We start from the raw sequence: 15,710 nt of genomic DNA, 5'->3' as shown, positions 1-15,710 counted from the left end.
GAAGAGGCCGGTACAGCCAGCGAATATCTAAACCTTGGGCATCGTCGCAATCATCGAAGGCCGCTGACTCACCTCAAAATACCACTCTGCCAGCTTCGGATTCTCTTTGCGCCATTCCAGATCTGGATGGCGCAGATCCAGGTAACCCAAGGCGCAGGCCACACTGATCGCCGCCACATCGAAATGGCTGGTCAGCTCGGCAATCGCGTCGGCTTCCAGCAGGGCCAGGGCGCGACGAATCTTGTCGCGCTGACCGTCAAGCCATTCGTCCCAGTGTTTTTCCGGCGCGCGCAGGGCTACTTCATAGCGAATCATCACCGCGGCATCCATGATCCCGTCTGCCAGAGAAGCCAGTGTCATGCGCCGCCAGCGCGCCGAGCCTTCACGAGGAATCAGCGGATTGCCGACGTGCTGATAGTCGAGGTAATCGAGGATCACCCGGCTGTCGTACAACACATTGCCGTCGGCCAGGCGCAGCGCCGGAATCTTGCCCAGCGGGTTGTCTTCGTTGAGGGCCAGATCCGGGCTGACAGGCGTGAGCTGGCTGGCTTGCAGCGCCACACGGTTCATTTGACCGGTTTCGTGCAGCAGCACCATGACTTTGCGAACGAAAGGCGAGGCAGGGTTGTGGAATAAGGTCATGCTGGGAGCGGACATGGCAACGATCTCGATCATGGGCAGTGTCGGCAGCATAGCGCTTTAGTGCTTGAGCTCAAGCACGAGCTCACGGCTGAGCACGGAACGAAATGTGGGAGCGGGCTTGCTCGCGAAAGCGGTGTATCAGTTGGCATTTATTTCGCCTGACACTCCGTTTTCGCGAGCAAGCCCGCTCCCACAGGTTTTGTGCTGTTCAATGGCGTTGCAGCAGCCCGCGCATGGCGAGGGCGGCGGGGATGCCCAGCCCGAGCCAGCTCAATGCATCCCACACGCCATCGCCCAGCAACGCGGCAAACAGCCCCGCGGCGCTGAGCAGGGCAATGACGGTGGGCGTGGCAAAGACCTTCCAGAAGTTCGACTGTCTCGGTCTCATGCCGGGTTCTCCACGTTTTCGAGTACAGGTTTCGCGACCTTGCGCCGCACGACCCACAGGTAAACGCCGCTGCCGAGCACAATTATCGTCAGCCCATCCAGCGCCGCCCAGAGAATCTTCATCGGCATGCCGCCGTAATCCCCGAAGTGCAGCGGCTGCGACATGCCCATGGCGTCCATGTACCAAGGGCGTTCAGCCACGGCGGTAACTTGCAGGGTGCTGGCGTCGATCAACACCGGTGTCAGCAGGTGCGAGGTCAGGTGAGTGCTGCCTTTCATGAACACGGCGTAATGGTGTTCGCTGGAAAACCGCGTGCCGGGGAAGGCGATGAAATCGGGCTGCATGCCCGGCGCGACTTCTTTGGCGATGTCGAGCAGACGGGTCGCAGGCGCCAATTGAGTCAGCGGCGGCGCATCGCGGTAAGGCGCGATCATCGCGCTCAGGCTGTCGCTGCGCCACGCGGCGATCAGTAAGTCGGCGCAGGCACTGATCACGCCAGTCACGCCGACCACCAAGGCCCAGGTCAGCGTCACCACGCCGATCAGGTTATGCAGATCGAGCCAACGCAGGCGGGTGGATTTGTCGTGGCGCACGGTGGCGAACTTCAAACGCCGCATGAACGGCAGGTACAGCACCGTTCCGGAGACGATCGCCAGCACAAACAGAATCCCCATGAACGCCAGCAGCAACTTGCCCGGCAGGCCAGCGAACATGTCCACGTGCAGGCGCAGCATGACCATCATCAGCCCGCCATTGGCCGACGGCATTTCCAATGCTTCGCCGGTGCGAGCGTCGAGCAGGAAGGTGTGGGACGAGTTCGGCTCGGTGCCGGCGGTGGGCGCCATGATGGCGATCACGCCGTTGGGGTCTTCATCGTCGTAGCCGAAATACTGCACGACGTCGCCAGGACGATGCTTTTCAGCCGCTTGCACCAACTGCTGCAAATCCAGCTGCGGGGTATCGGCCGGCATGGATTTCAACTCGGCGGCATCGCCCAGCAGATGGTCGATCTCGTGGTGGAAGATCAGCGGCAGGCCAGTCAGCGCCAGCATCAGCAGGAATACCGTGCAGATCAGGCTGGTCCAGGTGTGAACGAATGACCAGCGGCGGATGGTTTTGCTTTTCATGATTCATCCAAATGCAAAAGGGTCACGGCTGTGCCGTGACCCTTGTTTTATCGCGATGGGGTCAACCCGTTACCACTTGTAATTCACGCTGGCGACCACGTTGCGTTCGTCGCCGTAGTAGCAGTAGAAACCGTCGCAGGTGGACAGGTAGTCCTTGTTGAACAGGTTCTTGGCGTCCACTGCAACCGATACACCCTTGAGCGAACTGTTCAGGCGACCGAGATCGTAATGCGCCGAGGCGTCATACACGGTGTAGGAGCCGACGTGGCCCCAATCGGTGTTGGTGGTATTGCCGTAGGTGTCGCCGACATAACGCACACCGGCGCCCACGCCGAAGCCATCGAGCAGGCCGTTGTGCCAGGTGTAGTCGGCCCATGCAGTGGCCTGCTGGCGCGGAACCTGCGCCATGCGCTTGCCTTTTTCGGCGCTGGCGCCTTTGGTGATTTCGCTGTCGTTGTAGGTGTACGAACCGACCAGTTTGAGATTGTCGGTAACGTCGCCGCTGGCCTCCAGTTCCAGACCGCGTACCCGGACTTCACCCACCTGACGGGTGATGTTGTTTTCGGTGACCGAGAGGTTTTCCTGAGTCAGGTCGAACACGGCAGCGGTGAGCAGCGTTTTGGTACCGGGTGGCTGGTACTTGATCCCGGCTTCGTATTGCTTGCCTTCAGTCGGCTTGAACGAATCGGTGCTGTTGACCGTGGCACCGGATGCTGGCTGGAAAGACTCCGCATACGACAGGTAGGGCGTTACGCCATTGTCGAAGACGTAGCTGAGCGCTGCGTTGCCGCTGAATTTCTTGTCGCGCTGAGTGTTGGTCGCATCGTTCTGATTGTGGAATATCGTGCCGGTATGGACCCAGTCTTCACGCCCGCCGAGCGTCAGGCGCCAGTTGTCCAGAGCGATCTGGTCCTGAGCGTAGAGGCCCGTCTGCTGGGTCTTTTGGTTGTAGTCGTACATCGTGAAGTAAGTGACGTTGGAAAAGTCCTGTCCGTACACCGGCCGGTTGATGTTGCTGGACGGCACGCCCGCCGAACCCCACAACCAGCGGGAATTACTGTTGGAACGCTGGTGGTCCAGGCCCAGCAGCAAAGTGTGGCTCAGGGCCCCGGTCTGGAAGTCGGCCTGGAAGTTGTTATCCACGGCGAACTGGCTGATGTCCTCATCGACCTTGCCGGCGGTGCGCTGGATGGTGCCGTCGTCGCTGACCGCTTCATCCGGGCCGGCCGGCCAGATCTGCCCGCCGGCGGTGATGCCCTGAAATTCCAGGTCATTCTTGGTGTAGCGCAAGTTCTGGCGGAACTGCCAGGTGTCGTTGAAGCGGTGTTCGAAGGCATAACCCAGGGCGTAATAGGTGCGGTCGTAGAATTCCCAGTCCGGATCGCCAAGGTTCTTGTGATGGGAAATCTTGCCGGCGGGGGTACTCAGTTTTGTGCCTTGCAGTGGCAGAAACTGTCCGGTGATACCGGTGTCGTCGCGGGTGTATTGGGACAGCAAGGTCAGTCGGGTGTCGTCGTTGATGTTCCAGGTCAGGCTGGGTGCCAGGTTGTAGCGTTTGTCGGGAATGTGATCGACCGGCGCATTGCTGTCCCGAACCACACCGCTGACGCGATAGAGAAACTGGCCTTCGTCGTCGATCTTGCCGGTGCTGTCGAAGTTGATCTGCTTGTGTTCGTTGCTCCCGGCCTGCAGTTCCACTTCATGGCTGCTTTGTGCCTCGGGTCGACGGCTGACCATGTCCAGCAGACCGCCAGGCGGCGTCTGGCCGTAGACCGAGGACGCCGGGCCACGCAGGACGGCGATGCGCTCAAGGTTCCACGGTTCGATTTTCGGCGTGGCGTAGTTGCCTTTTGGCAGCGGCAAACCATCGAGGAACTGAGTGGGTATAAAACCGCGCACCAGCAGCCAGTCACTGCGCGAATCCGAGCCATAACCGCTGCTCTGTACGCCCGCGGTATAGCGCAGGGCATCGTTGAGGCTGAGCACGGAGCGATCATCCATTTGCTCGCGGGTGACTACCGAGACTGAGCGAGGGAGTTCGGCAATCGCGGCGTCGGTCTTGGTGCCTGCCGCGGTGCGGGTGGCCAGGTAACCTTCGGTCGGGCCCCAGGCGTTTTCAGTGTTTCCCGCGCCGATGATCGCGGTTTCCGGCAAGGCCATCACGCCCTCGGGCACGGCCACCAGGCTGTAGGTACCGGCGCTGCTCTGTTCCAGTTGCAGGCCGGTGCCGCGCAGGGCTTCACGCAGGGCGCCCGTGGCGTCGAACTGGCCCTTCACCGGGGCCGAGGTCTTGCCCGCCGCCAGCGATGGATTCAACGACAGCGCCAGGCCGGCCTGGCTGGCGATCTGGTTCAGGGTGCTGGCCAATGGCGCAGCCGGCAGGTTGTAGGCGCGAACGCTGGACGCCTGTTCGGCGGCAATCAGTGGGCCGCTGGCCAAAGGGGCGCAAAGGGCAATGGCGACCGCCAGCAAATGGGGGCGCAACACGGTGTCTAGCGAACGGGACATACAGCGGCTCCTGAATGGAAATGTTTCTCAATTGCCTAGGTGCCGGACGAGAATTCAAAAGTGATAGGGCGAGATGAAAATAATTTATATTCAGCCATTTCTAATGTGGGGAGGGGAGCTGCCCTAATGCCAGTCAGTTATGCACAATCCCTGTGGGAGCGGGCTTGCTCGCGAAGAGGGCGTGTCAGTCGACATTAATGTTGCCTAGGACACCGCTTTCGCGAGCAAGCCCGCTCCCACAGGATCTGCGCTGAATTCAGGGCTTGGCGTCAGCCTTCGCGACCGTTACCCACCATGGCGTGTGCTGTTCGATCTGCACCGGCAGGGTCGGTAAAAGCGCACTCAACGCCTTGTCGGTATCGTTCAGCGGGAAGCTGCCGGTGATGCGCAGGTCGGCGACCTCTGGCGTGACGCCAAGATGCCCGCGACGATAGCGAGCGAGTTCCTGGATCAGATCCTCTAGCCGCGCGTTGTCCACCACCAGCATGCCGCGGGTCCAGGCATCGGCGCCGAGGTTGAGGGCGATGATCAGGCCCAAGCCATTGCTGCGTATCAGCACTTGCTGGCCTTCGCGCAGGATCTGTTCCTCGGGGCTCGATTCGGGATGGGCGGCTACCGCTGATTGCAACACGCTCAGGCGCGTGCCTTCTTCTTCACGCTTGACCAGGAACCGTGTCCCCAGTGCTCGCATGCTGCCTTCGCGAGTTTCGACGATAAACGGCCGGGCATCGCCATGGCCGGTTTCGACGAGGATTTCTCCTTCCTGTAGGACGATCAGCCGCTGCTTCTCATCGAAACGCACATCCACGGCACTGTGGGTGTTGAGGTTGATCAGCGTGCCATCGGTCAGGCGCAGGGTGCGTTGCTCGCCGGTGGCAGTGCGCTGGTCGGCCAGCCAATAGTCGATGGGTAGATAACGATCACCGGCGAACAGCGCCAGGCCGATCACCGCGACGACGCTGGCCAGACCACTGCCGAGCTTGCGCACCCGGCGCCGGATGCTTTCGCGCGATTGCAGCAGGGCAGTGCGGGCCGGGCCGCTGGCAACGCTGAAACGCTGGTCGAGCATGCCTAACTGACGCCACGCCCGAGCATGTTCTTCGTGGGCGGCGTGCCATTTGGCAAACTCTTCGCGCTCGACCGCGTTGCCGGAATCCAGCGACAGTTGCCAGGCAATCGCGGCATCCAGCACCTGAGCCGACACGGGCTTGGAATTGACCGGGCTCATACCGGTTCACCGTACAACGCGATGTAGCACTGGCGAATGCCCTGCGCCAAATATTGACGAACCCGCGGCACCGACACCCCCAGACGCTGAGCGATTTCGGCGTGGCCGAGGCCATCGAGACGGTTATAGAGAAACGCTGCCCGGGCCTTGCTCGAGAGCTTGCCCAGCAGGCGATCGATGGCTTTGAGGTCTTCGAGGATCAGTTGCTGTTCTTCCACCGAGGGTTGTTCGCCTTCGGGAACCAGCATCAATTCGGTGAGGTAGGCCTGTTCCAGTGCGGCACGGCGGAAATAGTCGAACAGCAGACCCTTGGCGATCGCCACCAGAAATGCCCGAGGTTCGCGAGGTGCCTTCAGTTCGTCACGGCCCAGCAAGCGCACGAAGGTGTCCTGGCTAAGGTCTTCGGCCCGTTGCGGGCAGGCCACGTTGCGCCGTAGCCAGGCTAATAGCCAACCGCGATGGTCGCGATACAACGCACCAACGAGCTCACTCTGGGGGCTTTGGACTGACGACACGCAACATCACCGAAGGGGAAGTGTTAAGTAACGAGAATTGTTCGCGATTGTGGCAGAGGCGGGGGAGGTAAGCAATTGGCGCTGGTCGGGTGGTTTTGGCGGGGGAAATATCCAGTCAGACCAAGTTATCGTTCATCGCGGGCAAGCCACGCTCCCACAGGTTTTTCGTCGTCCGCCGATTTCGCAAACGGCACAAAACCTGTGGGAGCGTGGCTTGCCCGCGATGGGGCCCGAACAGTCACCGAAGATCTAGAAAGACGGAGCCTGGCGCCGCCGCTTCCACTGACTCAGTCGCTGCTGCAAATTCAACGGGCTATGAATCTGCTGCTGTCGCGCCCGGCTGAACAGAATCAGCACCAGCTCCGCCGTCGCCAAGGCATCGGCACTGGCGTTATGCCGCTCGAAAACCTCCAGCTTGAACCAGTCGATCCACTCGTCCAGCCCGGCCTCGCGAATGTGGGCCTGTGGACAAAGCAGCGGCGCGATGTCGGCCACGTCCAGAAACGGATGCTGCAACTTGTAGCCCAGATGTTCTTTCAGCGCGCGCCCCAGCATGTGCTGGTCGAACGGCGCATGAAACGCCAACACCGGACTGTCGCCGACGAACTCCATGAATTCGAGCAAGGCTTGCGCGGGGTCGCTGCCGGCGGCAATGGCGCTCGGGCCCAGACCGTGAATCAACACGCTGGGGCCGAGTTTGAGTTCGGTGCATTGCAGCGTGCGTTCAAATTGCTGGCTGAAATCGATCGCCCCGTCCTCGATCACCACCGCGCCGATGGACAACAGCCGATCCTTATTCAGGTTCAGCCCGGTGGTTTCCAGGTCGAGTACTACCCAGCGTTGTTCGCGCAGGCTGTAATCGCCCAGCTCGGCCACGGCAGGCAAGCGCTCCAGACGTTGTTGCAGTTCGCCGGGCAAAATGGGGCTTACCGGCCGCAGCCATGAAAACAGGCTCATAACTGATACCGCAGGGTCAGGCTGCTTTGCAGGCGTTGGGCCTGGCGCAGGGATTCACGCAGGATGCGGCGGTCCAGATGATTGAGGCTGTCAGGATCGACGCGGTTGGAGTAGGGGAAATTCTCCCGGGTCTGTAGCTGATGTTGCTGCATGCGGGTTTGCTGGATGAAGTGATACGCCTCTTCATACGCCGCGCCGTCCAGCCGTTCGATGACTTCTTTGTCCACCAATTGGCGAAAGCGCTCCAGGGTATTGTTGGCGTCGATGCCGTGAGCCAGGGCCAGCACTCGAGCGCCATCGACGAAAGGGGTCAAGCCCTGGAGTTTCAGGTCGAGGGTGGCTTTCTCGCCATTCTTGCGAGCCAGCACGAATTCGCGGAAACGTCCTACGGGTGGACGGTTACGCAGGGCGTTTTCGGCCATCATCCGTTGGAACAAGCGGTTGTCGCCGACCTGATCGAGAATACCCTGGCGCAGTTGCTCGCAGCCTCGCTCGTCGCCCCAGACTACGCGCAGGTCGAAATAGATGCTCGACCCCAGCAGGTTTTCCGGAGTCGCCTCGCGGATAAACGCCGCAAAACGTCGCGCCCATTCGGCCCGAGACAAACACAGTTCGGGGTTGCCGGCCATGATGTTGCCTTTGCACAGGGTGAAGCCGCACAGCGCCAGGTTCTGATTGATCTGCTGGGCGATGGGCAGCAACTTGCCGCGAATCTCGGCGGCGTGGGCCGCGTCGCGGGCCTCGAACAGAATGCCGTTGTCCTGATCGGTGTGCAGCGTCTGCTCGCGGCGGCCTTCGCTGCCGAAGCACAGCCAACTGAACGGCACGCCGGGGTCGCCTTTCTCGGCGAGTACCAGTTCGATTACCCGGCACACGGTGTGGTCGTTGAGCAGGGTGATGATGTGGGTGATCTGGGTCGAGGATGCTCCGTGCGCGAGCATCCGCTCCACCAATTGGCCGATCTCGCCGCGCATCGCCACCAGGTTTTCCAGCTTCTGGGCGCTGCGAATAGTCCGCGCCAGATGCACCAGATCGACCCGTTGCAGGGAAAACAGGTCGCGTTCCGAGACCACGCCGCACAGGCGCTGGTCCTTGACCAGGCAGACGTGGGCGATGTGCCGTTCGGTCATTGCAATCGCGGCATCGAAGGCGCTGTGGTCCGGCGTCAGGTAAAACGGCGCCCGGGTCATGTGCCCTTCGATGGCTTCATTGAAATCATTGGTGCCGCTGGCAACCACATGGCGCAAGTCGCGCAGGGTGAAAATGCCCAGGGGCGCCTTTTGCTCATCGACCACCACGATGCTGCCGACTTGTTGATTGTGCATCAGCGTTACGGCTTCACGTAGCGCAGTGCTCGGACTGCAGGTCACCGGGTGACGCATGGCCAGTTCACCCAGTCGGGTATTGAGCGAGTACTGGGTGCCGAGGGTTTCCACGGCTTTTTGCTGGACTTGCTGGTTGACCTGATCCAGCAAACTGCTGACCCCGCGTAGGGCAAAGTCGCGAAACGGGCTGGAAAGTGCGAACAGTTTGATGAACGCCAGCTTATTCAGCTGTAGGCAAAAGGTATCTTCGGCCGCCAGGTGTTCGGTGCGAGTCGCCCGTTCCCCCAGTAGCGCGGCGAGGGGGAAGCACTCGCCGGTGGTGATTTCGAAGGTGGTTTCGGTCCCCCCCTTGGCCGTGTGCGGACGTTCGCCCACGACCCGGCCCTGTTTGACGATGTAGAAATGCTCAACCGGGCCATCGGCAGGTTTGATGATGCTTTCGCCGGGGGCATAAAAACGCAGCTGACATTGCTCGACCAGATAGGCCAGGTGGGCGTTTTCCATCTGATTGAACGGCGGGAAGCGCTGTAGGAATTGCAAAGTGCCCTGGATGTTCTGCAACACCGCGGTTTTCCCTGCCTGGGTGAAGGCGTCCGCTTTACTCATAACCATTACCGCAGTCTTTTTCTGATTGTTGTGTCGGATCGTTGTGTCAGATCGTTACAGGCATGGTCGGCCCCTACGGGCAGGGTGCCCATTGGACGTAAGTCTAGGTAGGCAGTGCAGCGGCCTGAATATCGGAAAGATCTGACACGAATGTGGGAAAAACCCCCTACATTGTCTATTGGAATAATTTCCGACGAAGTGCACATTGAAGCTCTGCTGAGCGGTGTCAGACACACTGTGTCAGGGATTGAATCGAAAACGTTGAGAAAGCCATGTCCGACCACGATATTTTGAGTGATGCCGAGCGCGAAGCGCTCAGTGCCGTCATGTTGGAACCAGACTTGCCGCCGCAACGGGTGCTGATCGTCGATGACGATAAAGACTCCAGGGAGTTGCTGTCGGAAATTCTGAGACTGGACGGCATTCACTGCATGACGGCGGCCAGTGGCGAAGCGGCGCTCAAGTTACTGGAGACGAAGTCATCGATCGGGCTGGTGATTACCGACCTGCGAATGGGGCACGTCGATGGTCTCGATTTGATCCGTCAGGTGCGGGAGTCGGCGCGTGCGGCATTGCCGATCATCATCGTCTCCGGCGACGCCGACGTGAAGGATGCGATCGAAGCCATGCACTTGCACGTAGTGGACTTTCTGCTCAAGCCCATCGACAGCGGCAAACTGCTTGAATTGGTCAAGCATGAGCTGGGGATGGATGTGTGAACCGCCAAAAGATCGCAGCCTTCGGCAGCTCCTACATGGGGATGTGATCTACCTGTAGGAGCTGCCGAAGGCTGCGATCTTTTGATTCTGCTTTTCAAATGAAAAAGCCCTGATCTTTCGATCAGGGCTTTTTCATGTCCGACATCAGCGTTTACTCAAAGGCCATTGGCAGCCTTGAACTCGCGACGACGACGGTGCAGAACCGGCTCGGTGTAGCCGTTCGGCTGTTTGGTACCTTCGACCACCAGTTCGACCGCCGCCTGGAAGGCGATGTTGCTGTCGAAGTTCGGTGCCAGCGGACGGTACAGCGGGTCGCTGGCGTTCTGACGGTCAACCACCGGCGCCATGCGCTTGAGGCTTTCCATCACCTGATCTTCAGTGACAATGCCGTGACGCAGCCAGTTGGCGATGTGCTGGCTGGAAATACGCAGCGTCGCACGGTCTTCCATCAGGCCGACGTCATTGATGTCCGGCACTTTCGAACAACCCACTCCCTGGTCGATCCAGCGCACCACGTAACCGAGAATGCCCTGGGCGTTGTTGTCCAGTTCGTTCTTGATCTGCTCCGCGGTCCAGTCTGGGTTGACGGCCAGCGGGATGGTCAGGATGTCGTCCACCGAAGCGCGTGCGCGTTTGGCCAGTTCGGCCTGACGGGCGAACACGTCGACCTTGTGGTAATGCAGCGCGTGCAACGCGGCGGCAGTCGGCGATGGAACCCAGGCGGTGTTGGCACCCGCCATCGGGTGAGCGATTTTCTGTTCGAGCATCGCTGCCATCAGGTCCGGCATGGCCCACATGCCTTTACCGATCTGGGCGCGACCTTGCAGGCCGGTGCTCAGGCCGATGTCGACGTTCCAGTTCTCGTAGGCGCTGATCCACTTCTCAGCCTTCATGTCGGCCTTGCGCACCATCGGGCCGGCTTCCATGGAGGTATGGATTTCATCACCCGTGCGGTCGAGGAAGCCCGTGTTGATGAACACCACGCGCTCGGCGGCAGCCTTGATGCAGGCCTTGAGGTTGACCGTGGTACGGCGTTCCTCGTCCATGATCCCGACTTTGAGGGTATTGCGTGGCAAGCCCAGCACGTCTTCGATGCGACCGAACAGCTCGTTGGTGAACGCCGCTTCTTCCGGGCCGTGCATCTTCGGTTTCACGATATAGACCGAACCGGTACGGCTGTTCTTGCGCGAGCTGTTGCCGTTGAGGCTATGAATCGCCGCGAGGCAAGTCACCAGACCGTCGAGAATACCTTCCGGTACTTCGTTGCCGTCTTTATCGAGGATCGCGTCGATGGTCATCAGGTGACCGACATTGCGTACGAACAGCAGGGAGCGACCGTGCAGGCTCAGTTCGCTGCCATCGAGGGCGGTATAGGTGCGGTCGGCGTTCATGGTGCGGGTAAAGGTCTGACCGCCCTTGGAGACTTCTTCCGACAGATCGCCCTTCATCAAGCCGAGCCAGTTGCGGTAGATCACCACTTTGTCATCGGCATCGACCGCGGCGACCGAGTCTTCGCAGTCCATGATGGTGGTCAGCGCGGCTTCCATCAGGATGTCTTTGACGCCGGCCGCGTCGGTCTGGCCGACGGGGGTGCTGGCGTCGATCTGGATTTCGAAGTGCAGGCCGTTGTTTTTCAGCAGTATCGCAGTTGGAGCCGCAGTATCGCCGTGGAAACCGATCAGTTGCGCATCGTCGCGCAGGCCGGTGTTGCTGCCGCCTTTGAGGGCGACCACCAGTTTGCCGTCAATGATCTTGTAGCCTGTGGAATCGACGTGGGAGCCGGCAGCCAATGGCGCGGCTTCGTCGAGGAAGGCGCGGGCGAAGGCGATGACCTTGTCGCCGCGAACCTTGTTGTAGCCTTTGCCTTTTTCCGCGCCGTCCGCTTCGCTGATGGCGTCGGTGCCATAGAGCGCGTCATACAGCGAACCCCAGCGGGCATTCGAGGCGTTGAGCGCGAAGCGCGCGTTCATCACCGGCACCACCAACTGTGGACCGGCCATGCGGGCGATTTCGTCATCGACGTTTTGTGTCGTTGCCTGGAAATCAGCCGCTTCTGGCAGCAGATAACCGATGTCTTGCAGGAAGGCTTTGTAGGCCACCGCATCGTGCGCAACACCTGCACGAGCCTGGTGCCAGGCATCGATACGTGCCTGGAAATCATCGCGTTTGGCGAGTAGGGCTTTGTTCTTCGGCGCCAGGTCATGGATGACCTTGTCGGCACCGGCCCAGAACGTGTCGGCGGTGAGGCCGGTACCGGGAATGGCTTCGTTGTTCACGAAGTCGAACAGGACTTTGGCGACCTGCAGGCCACCGACTTGAACGTGTTCAGTCATTGCTTGCCTCACTCTGCTCAGCTATTTCGCTTTTCAGCTCTTCAATTTAACAATGAAGCCTCTGGCCATTTAAACCACAAACCCATCTACCAGTACATGCCATTGCTGGCGGCTGGGTTCGATCCGATCAACGGCTTTGCGGCCTTGCTGACAGGGCTTTCAGGGGTTGCGACGGCACCTGCGGCAGACATCGATCCAGCGTTATGTAGTGCGCGCTGCGGCATACTACATGATGAATTGCGGTTGTGAAAATTAGACTAAATACGTCGTTCTGCGACCCCATGACGCATTGCGGTCATGGCGAGGAACGGGATGTTCTCAAAAAACTATTGGATTGTTCCAGTTAAATATAAAAACTTGTACACATAATCTTCGAAGCCCTGCTATGGGGCACTGCTCTTTGTGGCGAGGGAGCTTGCTCCCGCTGGGGCGCGAAGCGGCCCTCTGCATCTATCCGAACAGTCCGCATTTTGGCAATTTGGCGACTGCTGCGCAGCCGAACGGGGGCAAGCCCCCTCGCCACAACCAGCCCCTTGCCTATACTTGCTTTTCTATAACAAAAGTCATGACAAGAGGGCTGCGCCATGAACCACCTCGTACTCACGGTATTCGCTCTGGACAAGCCCGGGCAGGTCGAGCGCATTGCCCAATGCATTGCCGAGCATGGTGGCAACTGGCTGGAGAGCCGCATGTCGCGGATGGCCGGGCAGTTCGCCGGGATTCTTCGGGTGGGTGTACCGGCCGAGGCTTACGATGAACTGGTAGACGCCCTACAGGGACTGTCGGTCCAGGGGATTCGCGTGATGATCGCCGAAAGCGGCATCGAACAATCCTGCACCTGGAAGCCGATTGCCATGGAACTGGTGGGCAATGATCGTCCGGGCATCGTGCGAGACATTACGCGCCTGCTGAGCGAACAGGGCGTGAACCTGGAAAGTCTGGTGACCGAAGTACGCCCGGCGCCGATGAGCAGCGAGCCTTTGTTCCACGCTGAAGCGATTCTCGCGGTGCCACTGACCTTGTCGCTGGAGGTGCTGCAATCGCGCCTGGAAACCCTGGCGGACGATCTGATGGTCGAATTGGTGCTGCGTAGCGAACCCTGAAAGGTTATCCAAGTTATACGTGCACCTGCCTGTGGATAACCTGTAGAGACACCTCGTCAGGCCACGTCGTCCGTGACTCTTCAGGATCTGATCAAAAAACCAGCAGTTTCAGTGACTTGCGCACAAACGCCGGGGATCACGCTGTGGATAACCTTGGGAAGGATGGATGCAGGCCACGGGAGACGTGGCCTGTAGAGGTTTGTACGTTTTCTGATCAGCTGCGACGGCGCAGACTTATCCACGCGTCGATGCTGTAAACCGCCAGACCGGCCCAGATAAAGATGAACGCCACCAGCGTGCTGGACGACAAGTGCTCGCCAAACAGCAGAACGGCTTGCAGCAACACCAGCGTCGGCGCCAGGTACTGGAGAAATCCGAGGGTGGTGTAGGGCAAGTGCCGGGCGGCGGCGTTGAAACACACCAGCGGCACCAGCGTCACCGGACCTGCAGCCACCAGCCACCAGGCTTCAGAGGTGGTCCAGAATTCGGCTTGCGCGCTGGTCGCCGTTGGATTGAACAGCAACCAGGCGACAGCAATCGGCACCAGCATCCAGGTTTCCACCACCAGTCCCGGCAGCGCCTTGACCGGGGCCTGCTTGCGGATCAGTCCGTAGAAGCCGAAGGTCAATGCCAGCACCAGCGACACCCAGGGCAAACTGCCGACTTGCCACACTTGCTGCGCGACACCGATCGCTGCCAGGCCAACCGCCAGCCATTGCATGCGTCGCAGTCGTTCGCCGAGGATCAGCATCCCCAACAACACGTTTACCAGCGGGTTGATGTAGTAACCGAGGCTGGCTTCGAGCATGCGCCCGTTGTTCACCGACCAGACGTAGGTCAGCCAGTTGGCGGCGATCAACGTGCCGCTCAGGGCCAGGATTGCCAGCCGTCGGGGGTTCTCACGCAGCTCGCGCCACCAGCCGGGATGCTTCCAGACGAGCAGCAGCAAAGCACCAAACAGCGCGGACCAAAGTACTCGGTGGATGATGATCTCCACGGCGGGTACGCTGGCAATGGCTTTGAAGTAGAGCGGGAACAGGCCCCAGATGATGTAGGCACTCAGGCCCAGGATGTACCCGCGACGCGGGTTGGCGGCTTGCATGAGAATCCTTGCTTAGGCAGCTAACAAAGAGGGGATTGTAAGGAGATTTGCCGGGACATGTCGCGGACCTTGTGGGAGCGGGCTTGCTCGCGAAAGCGGTAGTTCAGTCAGCATCTCTGTTGAATGTGAAACCGTATTCGCGAGCAAGCCCGCTCCCACATTGGATTTGTGTTCGTCAGAACAACTTCAGTGGTTCTTCGTTCAGTGCGGCGAGTTGCTCACGCAACGCCAATACCTGATCGCCCCAATAGCGCTCGGTGCCGAACCACGGAAAGCTGCGAGGGAAGGCCGGGTCGTCCCAGCGACGGGCGAGCCAGGCGCTGTAGTGCATCAGGCGCAAAGCGCGTAGCGGTTCGATCAGCGCCAGTTCCCGCGGGTCGAAGTCGTGGAATTCGTTGTAGCCGTCCATCAATTCCGACAACTGCCCCAGACATTCCTGACGATCACCCGCCAACATCATCCAGATATCCTGCACCGCCGGGCCCATGCGGCAGTCGTCGAGGTCGACGATGTGGAACATCTCGTCGCGGCACATCATGTTGCCGGGGTGGCAATCGCCGTGCATGCGGATGTTCTGGTGCGGCGTGGCCATGTAGACCTCTTCGACCCGCTTGAGCAGGTCGCGGGCCACGGACTCGTAGGCCGGCAGCAAGCTTTTGGGTACGAAATTGCCTTCGAGCAATGTCGTCAGCGAGTCCTGACCGAAGTTCTTTACTCCCAGCGCTTCACGGTGTTCGAACGGTTTGGTAGAGCCGACCGCGTGCAACCGACCCAGCAGTTGCCCCAGGCGATACAGCTGATCGAGATTGCCCGGCTCCGGCGCACGGCCGCCGCGACGGGGAAACAGGGTGAAACGGAAACCGTTGTGTTCGTGCAGGCTGGCACCGTTGTGAATCATCGGTGCGACCACCGGTACATCGCATTCGGCGAGTTCAAAGGTGAATTGGTGCTCTTCGAGAATCGCTTCGTTGGTCCAGCGCTGCGGGCGGTAGAACTTGGCGATCAGCGGTTCGGAGTCTTCGATGCCGACCTGATAGACACGGTTCTCGTAGCTGTTGAGCGCCAGAATGCGGGCGTCGCTGAGAAAGCCGATGCTTTCGACGGCATCGAGCACGAGGTCTGGGGTGAGCGTTGCAAACGGGTGGGCCATGCTGACT

General features: G+C 60.1%; 14 protein-coding genes. 3 read left to right on the top strand and 11 right to left on the bottom strand.

Going from position 1 to position 15,710, the window contains the following annotated elements:
• Positions 1–27: 27 nt before the first annotated feature.
• The 8 genes from PMI36_RS00775 to PMI36_RS00805 all read right to left on the bottom strand — a co-directional run bounded on the left by PMI36_RS00775 (position 28) and on the right by PMI36_RS00805 (position 9,302).
• Positions 28–657, bottom strand: coding sequence for a glutathione S-transferase (locus PMI36_RS00775; protein WP_032830772.1), 630 nt, complete (start codon positions 655–657; stop codon positions 28–30).
• A 193-nt stretch (positions 658–850) separates the two neighbouring features.
• Positions 851–1,030 carry a hypothetical protein gene (locus PMI36_RS00780; RefSeq protein ID WP_008076434.1) on the bottom strand — a complete coding sequence of 60 codons (180 nt, stop codon included), beginning with the start codon at positions 1,028–1,030 and terminating at the stop codon, positions 851–853.
• Complete coding sequence (locus PMI36_RS00785) at positions 1,027–2,157, bottom strand: PepSY-associated TM helix domain-containing protein (RefSeq protein WP_008076433.1); 1,131 nt, start codon at positions 2,155–2,157, stop codon at positions 1,027–1,029. Before PMI36_RS00785 ends, PMI36_RS00780 begins: the two co-directional genes overlap by 4 nt.
• 69 nt (positions 2,158–2,226) lie before the next feature.
• Positions 2,227–4,665 carry a TonB-dependent siderophore receptor gene (locus PMI36_RS00790; RefSeq protein WP_008076432.1) on the bottom strand — a complete coding sequence of 813 codons (2,439 nt, stop codon included), beginning with the start codon at positions 4,663–4,665 and terminating at the stop codon, positions 2,227–2,229.
• Positions 4,666–4,921: 256 nt separating this feature from the next.
• Positions 4,922–5,893 carry a FecR domain-containing protein gene (locus PMI36_RS00795; protein ID WP_008076431.1) on the bottom strand — a complete coding sequence of 324 codons (972 nt, stop codon included), beginning with the start codon at positions 5,891–5,893 and terminating at the stop codon, positions 4,922–4,924.
• Positions 5,890–6,408: an RNA polymerase sigma factor gene (locus PMI36_RS0130025; protein ID WP_032830771.1), complete on the bottom strand. Its 519-nt coding sequence runs from the start codon at positions 6,406–6,408 to the stop codon at positions 5,890–5,892. The genes PMI36_RS00795 and PMI36_RS0130025 overlap by 4 nt, the downstream gene beginning before the upstream one ends.
• Positions 6,409–6,657: 249 nt before the next feature.
• The gene (locus PMI36_RS00800; RefSeq protein WP_008076428.1) at positions 6,658–7,365 is read right to left on the bottom strand and encodes a 3'-5' exonuclease; all 708 of its coding nucleotides are present in this window, start codon (positions 7,363–7,365) and stop codon (positions 6,658–6,660) included.
• Complete coding sequence (locus PMI36_RS00805; protein ID WP_008076426.1) at positions 7,362–9,302, bottom strand: putative nucleotidyltransferase substrate binding domain-containing protein; 1,941 nt, start codon at positions 9,300–9,302, stop codon at positions 7,362–7,364. Before PMI36_RS00805 ends, PMI36_RS00800 begins: the two co-directional genes overlap by 4 nt.
• Positions 9,303–9,568: 266 nt before the next feature.
• Here PMI36_RS00805 and PMI36_RS00810 point away from each other — a divergent pair, with 266 nt between their 5' ends.
• Entirely contained in the window at positions 9,569–10,015 is a 447-nt protein-coding gene (locus PMI36_RS00810) for a response regulator (protein ID WP_008076424.1), read from the top strand.
• Positions 10,016–10,170: 155 nt separating this feature from the next.
• On the opposite strand, the gene PMI36_RS00815 is transcribed toward PMI36_RS00810, so the two are convergent.
• Positions 10,171–12,348 (bottom strand): malate synthase G, encoded by a 2,178-nt coding sequence (locus PMI36_RS00815; protein ID WP_008076423.1) that lies wholly within the window; start codon positions 12,346–12,348, stop codon positions 10,171–10,173.
• Here PMI36_RS00815 and PMI36_RS31600 point away from each other — a divergent pair.
• Positions 12,331–12,597, top strand: coding sequence for a hypothetical protein (locus PMI36_RS31600; RefSeq protein ID WP_131816009.1), 267 nt, complete (start codon positions 12,331–12,333; stop codon positions 12,595–12,597). The two genes, PMI36_RS00815 and PMI36_RS31600, sit on opposite strands and share 18 nt — an antisense overlap.
• A 335-nt stretch (positions 12,598–12,932) precedes the next feature.
• Entirely contained in the window at positions 12,933–13,451 is a 519-nt protein-coding gene (locus tag PMI36_RS00820) for a glycine cleavage system protein R (RefSeq protein ID WP_008076421.1), read from the top strand.
• A gap of 214 nt (positions 13,452–13,665) precedes the next feature.
• On the opposite strand, the gene rarD is transcribed toward PMI36_RS00820, so the two are convergent.
• Together rarD and PMI36_RS00830 are read right to left on the bottom strand one after the other, a co-directional pair.
• Positions 13,666–14,553 (bottom strand): EamA family transporter RarD, encoded by an 888-nt coding sequence (gene rarD / locus PMI36_RS00825; protein WP_008076419.1) that lies wholly within the window; start codon positions 14,551–14,553, stop codon positions 13,666–13,668.
• 175 nt (positions 14,554–14,728) lie between these two features.
• Complete coding sequence (locus tag PMI36_RS00830; protein ID WP_008076417.1) at positions 14,729–15,703, bottom strand: serine/threonine protein kinase; 975 nt, start codon at positions 15,701–15,703, stop codon at positions 14,729–14,731.
• Positions 15,704–15,710 lie beyond the last annotated feature (7 nt).

It is taken from the genome of Pseudomonas sp. GM79 (assembly GCF_000282495.1).
Classification (GTDB): domain Bacteria; phylum Pseudomonadota; class Gammaproteobacteria; order Pseudomonadales; family Pseudomonadaceae; genus Aquipseudomonas.
This window is presented reverse-complemented; position numbering and strand designations above follow the sequence as displayed.

Excerpts from the sequence above, each read along its gene's own strand:
- PMI36_RS00775 (WP_032830772.1), bottom strand. The coding sequence starts at position 657 with ATGTCCGCTCCCAGCATGACCTTATTCCACAACCCTGCCTCGCCTTTC.
- PMI36_RS00780 (WP_008076434.1), bottom strand. The coding sequence starts at position 1,030 with ATGAGACCGAGACAGTCGAACTTCTGGAAGGTCTTTGCCACGCCCACC.
- PMI36_RS00785 (WP_008076433.1), bottom strand. The coding sequence starts at position 2,157 with ATGAAAAGCAAAACCATCCGCCGCTGGTCATTCGTTCACACCTGGACC.
- PMI36_RS00790 (WP_008076432.1), bottom strand. The coding sequence starts at position 4,665 with ATGTCCCGTTCGCTAGACACCGTGTTGCGCCCCCATTTGCTGGCGGTC.
- PMI36_RS00795 (WP_008076431.1), bottom strand. The coding sequence starts at position 5,893 with ATGAGCCCGGTCAATTCCAAGCCCGTGTCGGCTCAGGTGCTGGATGCC.
- PMI36_RS00800 (WP_008076428.1), bottom strand. The coding sequence starts at position 7,365 with ATGAGCCTGTTTTCATGGCTGCGGCCGGTAAGCCCCATTTTGCCCGGC.
- PMI36_RS00805 (WP_008076426.1), bottom strand. The coding sequence starts at position 9,302 with ATGGTTATGAGTAAAGCGGACGCCTTCACCCAGGCAGGGAAAACCGCG.
- PMI36_RS00810 (WP_008076424.1), top strand. The coding sequence starts at position 9,569 with ATGTCCGACCACGATATTTTGAGTGATGCCGAGCGCGAAGCGCTCAGT.
- PMI36_RS00815 (WP_008076423.1), bottom strand. The coding sequence starts at position 12,348 with ATGACTGAACACGTTCAAGTCGGTGGCCTGCAGGTCGCCAAAGTCCTG.
- PMI36_RS00820 (WP_008076421.1), top strand. The coding sequence starts at position 12,933 with ATGAACCACCTCGTACTCACGGTATTCGCTCTGGACAAGCCCGGGCAG.
- rarD (WP_008076419.1), bottom strand. The coding sequence starts at position 14,553 with ATGCAAGCCGCCAACCCGCGTCGCGGGTACATCCTGGGCCTGAGTGCC.
- PMI36_RS00830 (WP_008076417.1), bottom strand. The coding sequence starts at position 15,703 with ATGGCCCACCCGTTTGCAACGCTCACCCCAGACCTCGTGCTCGATGCC.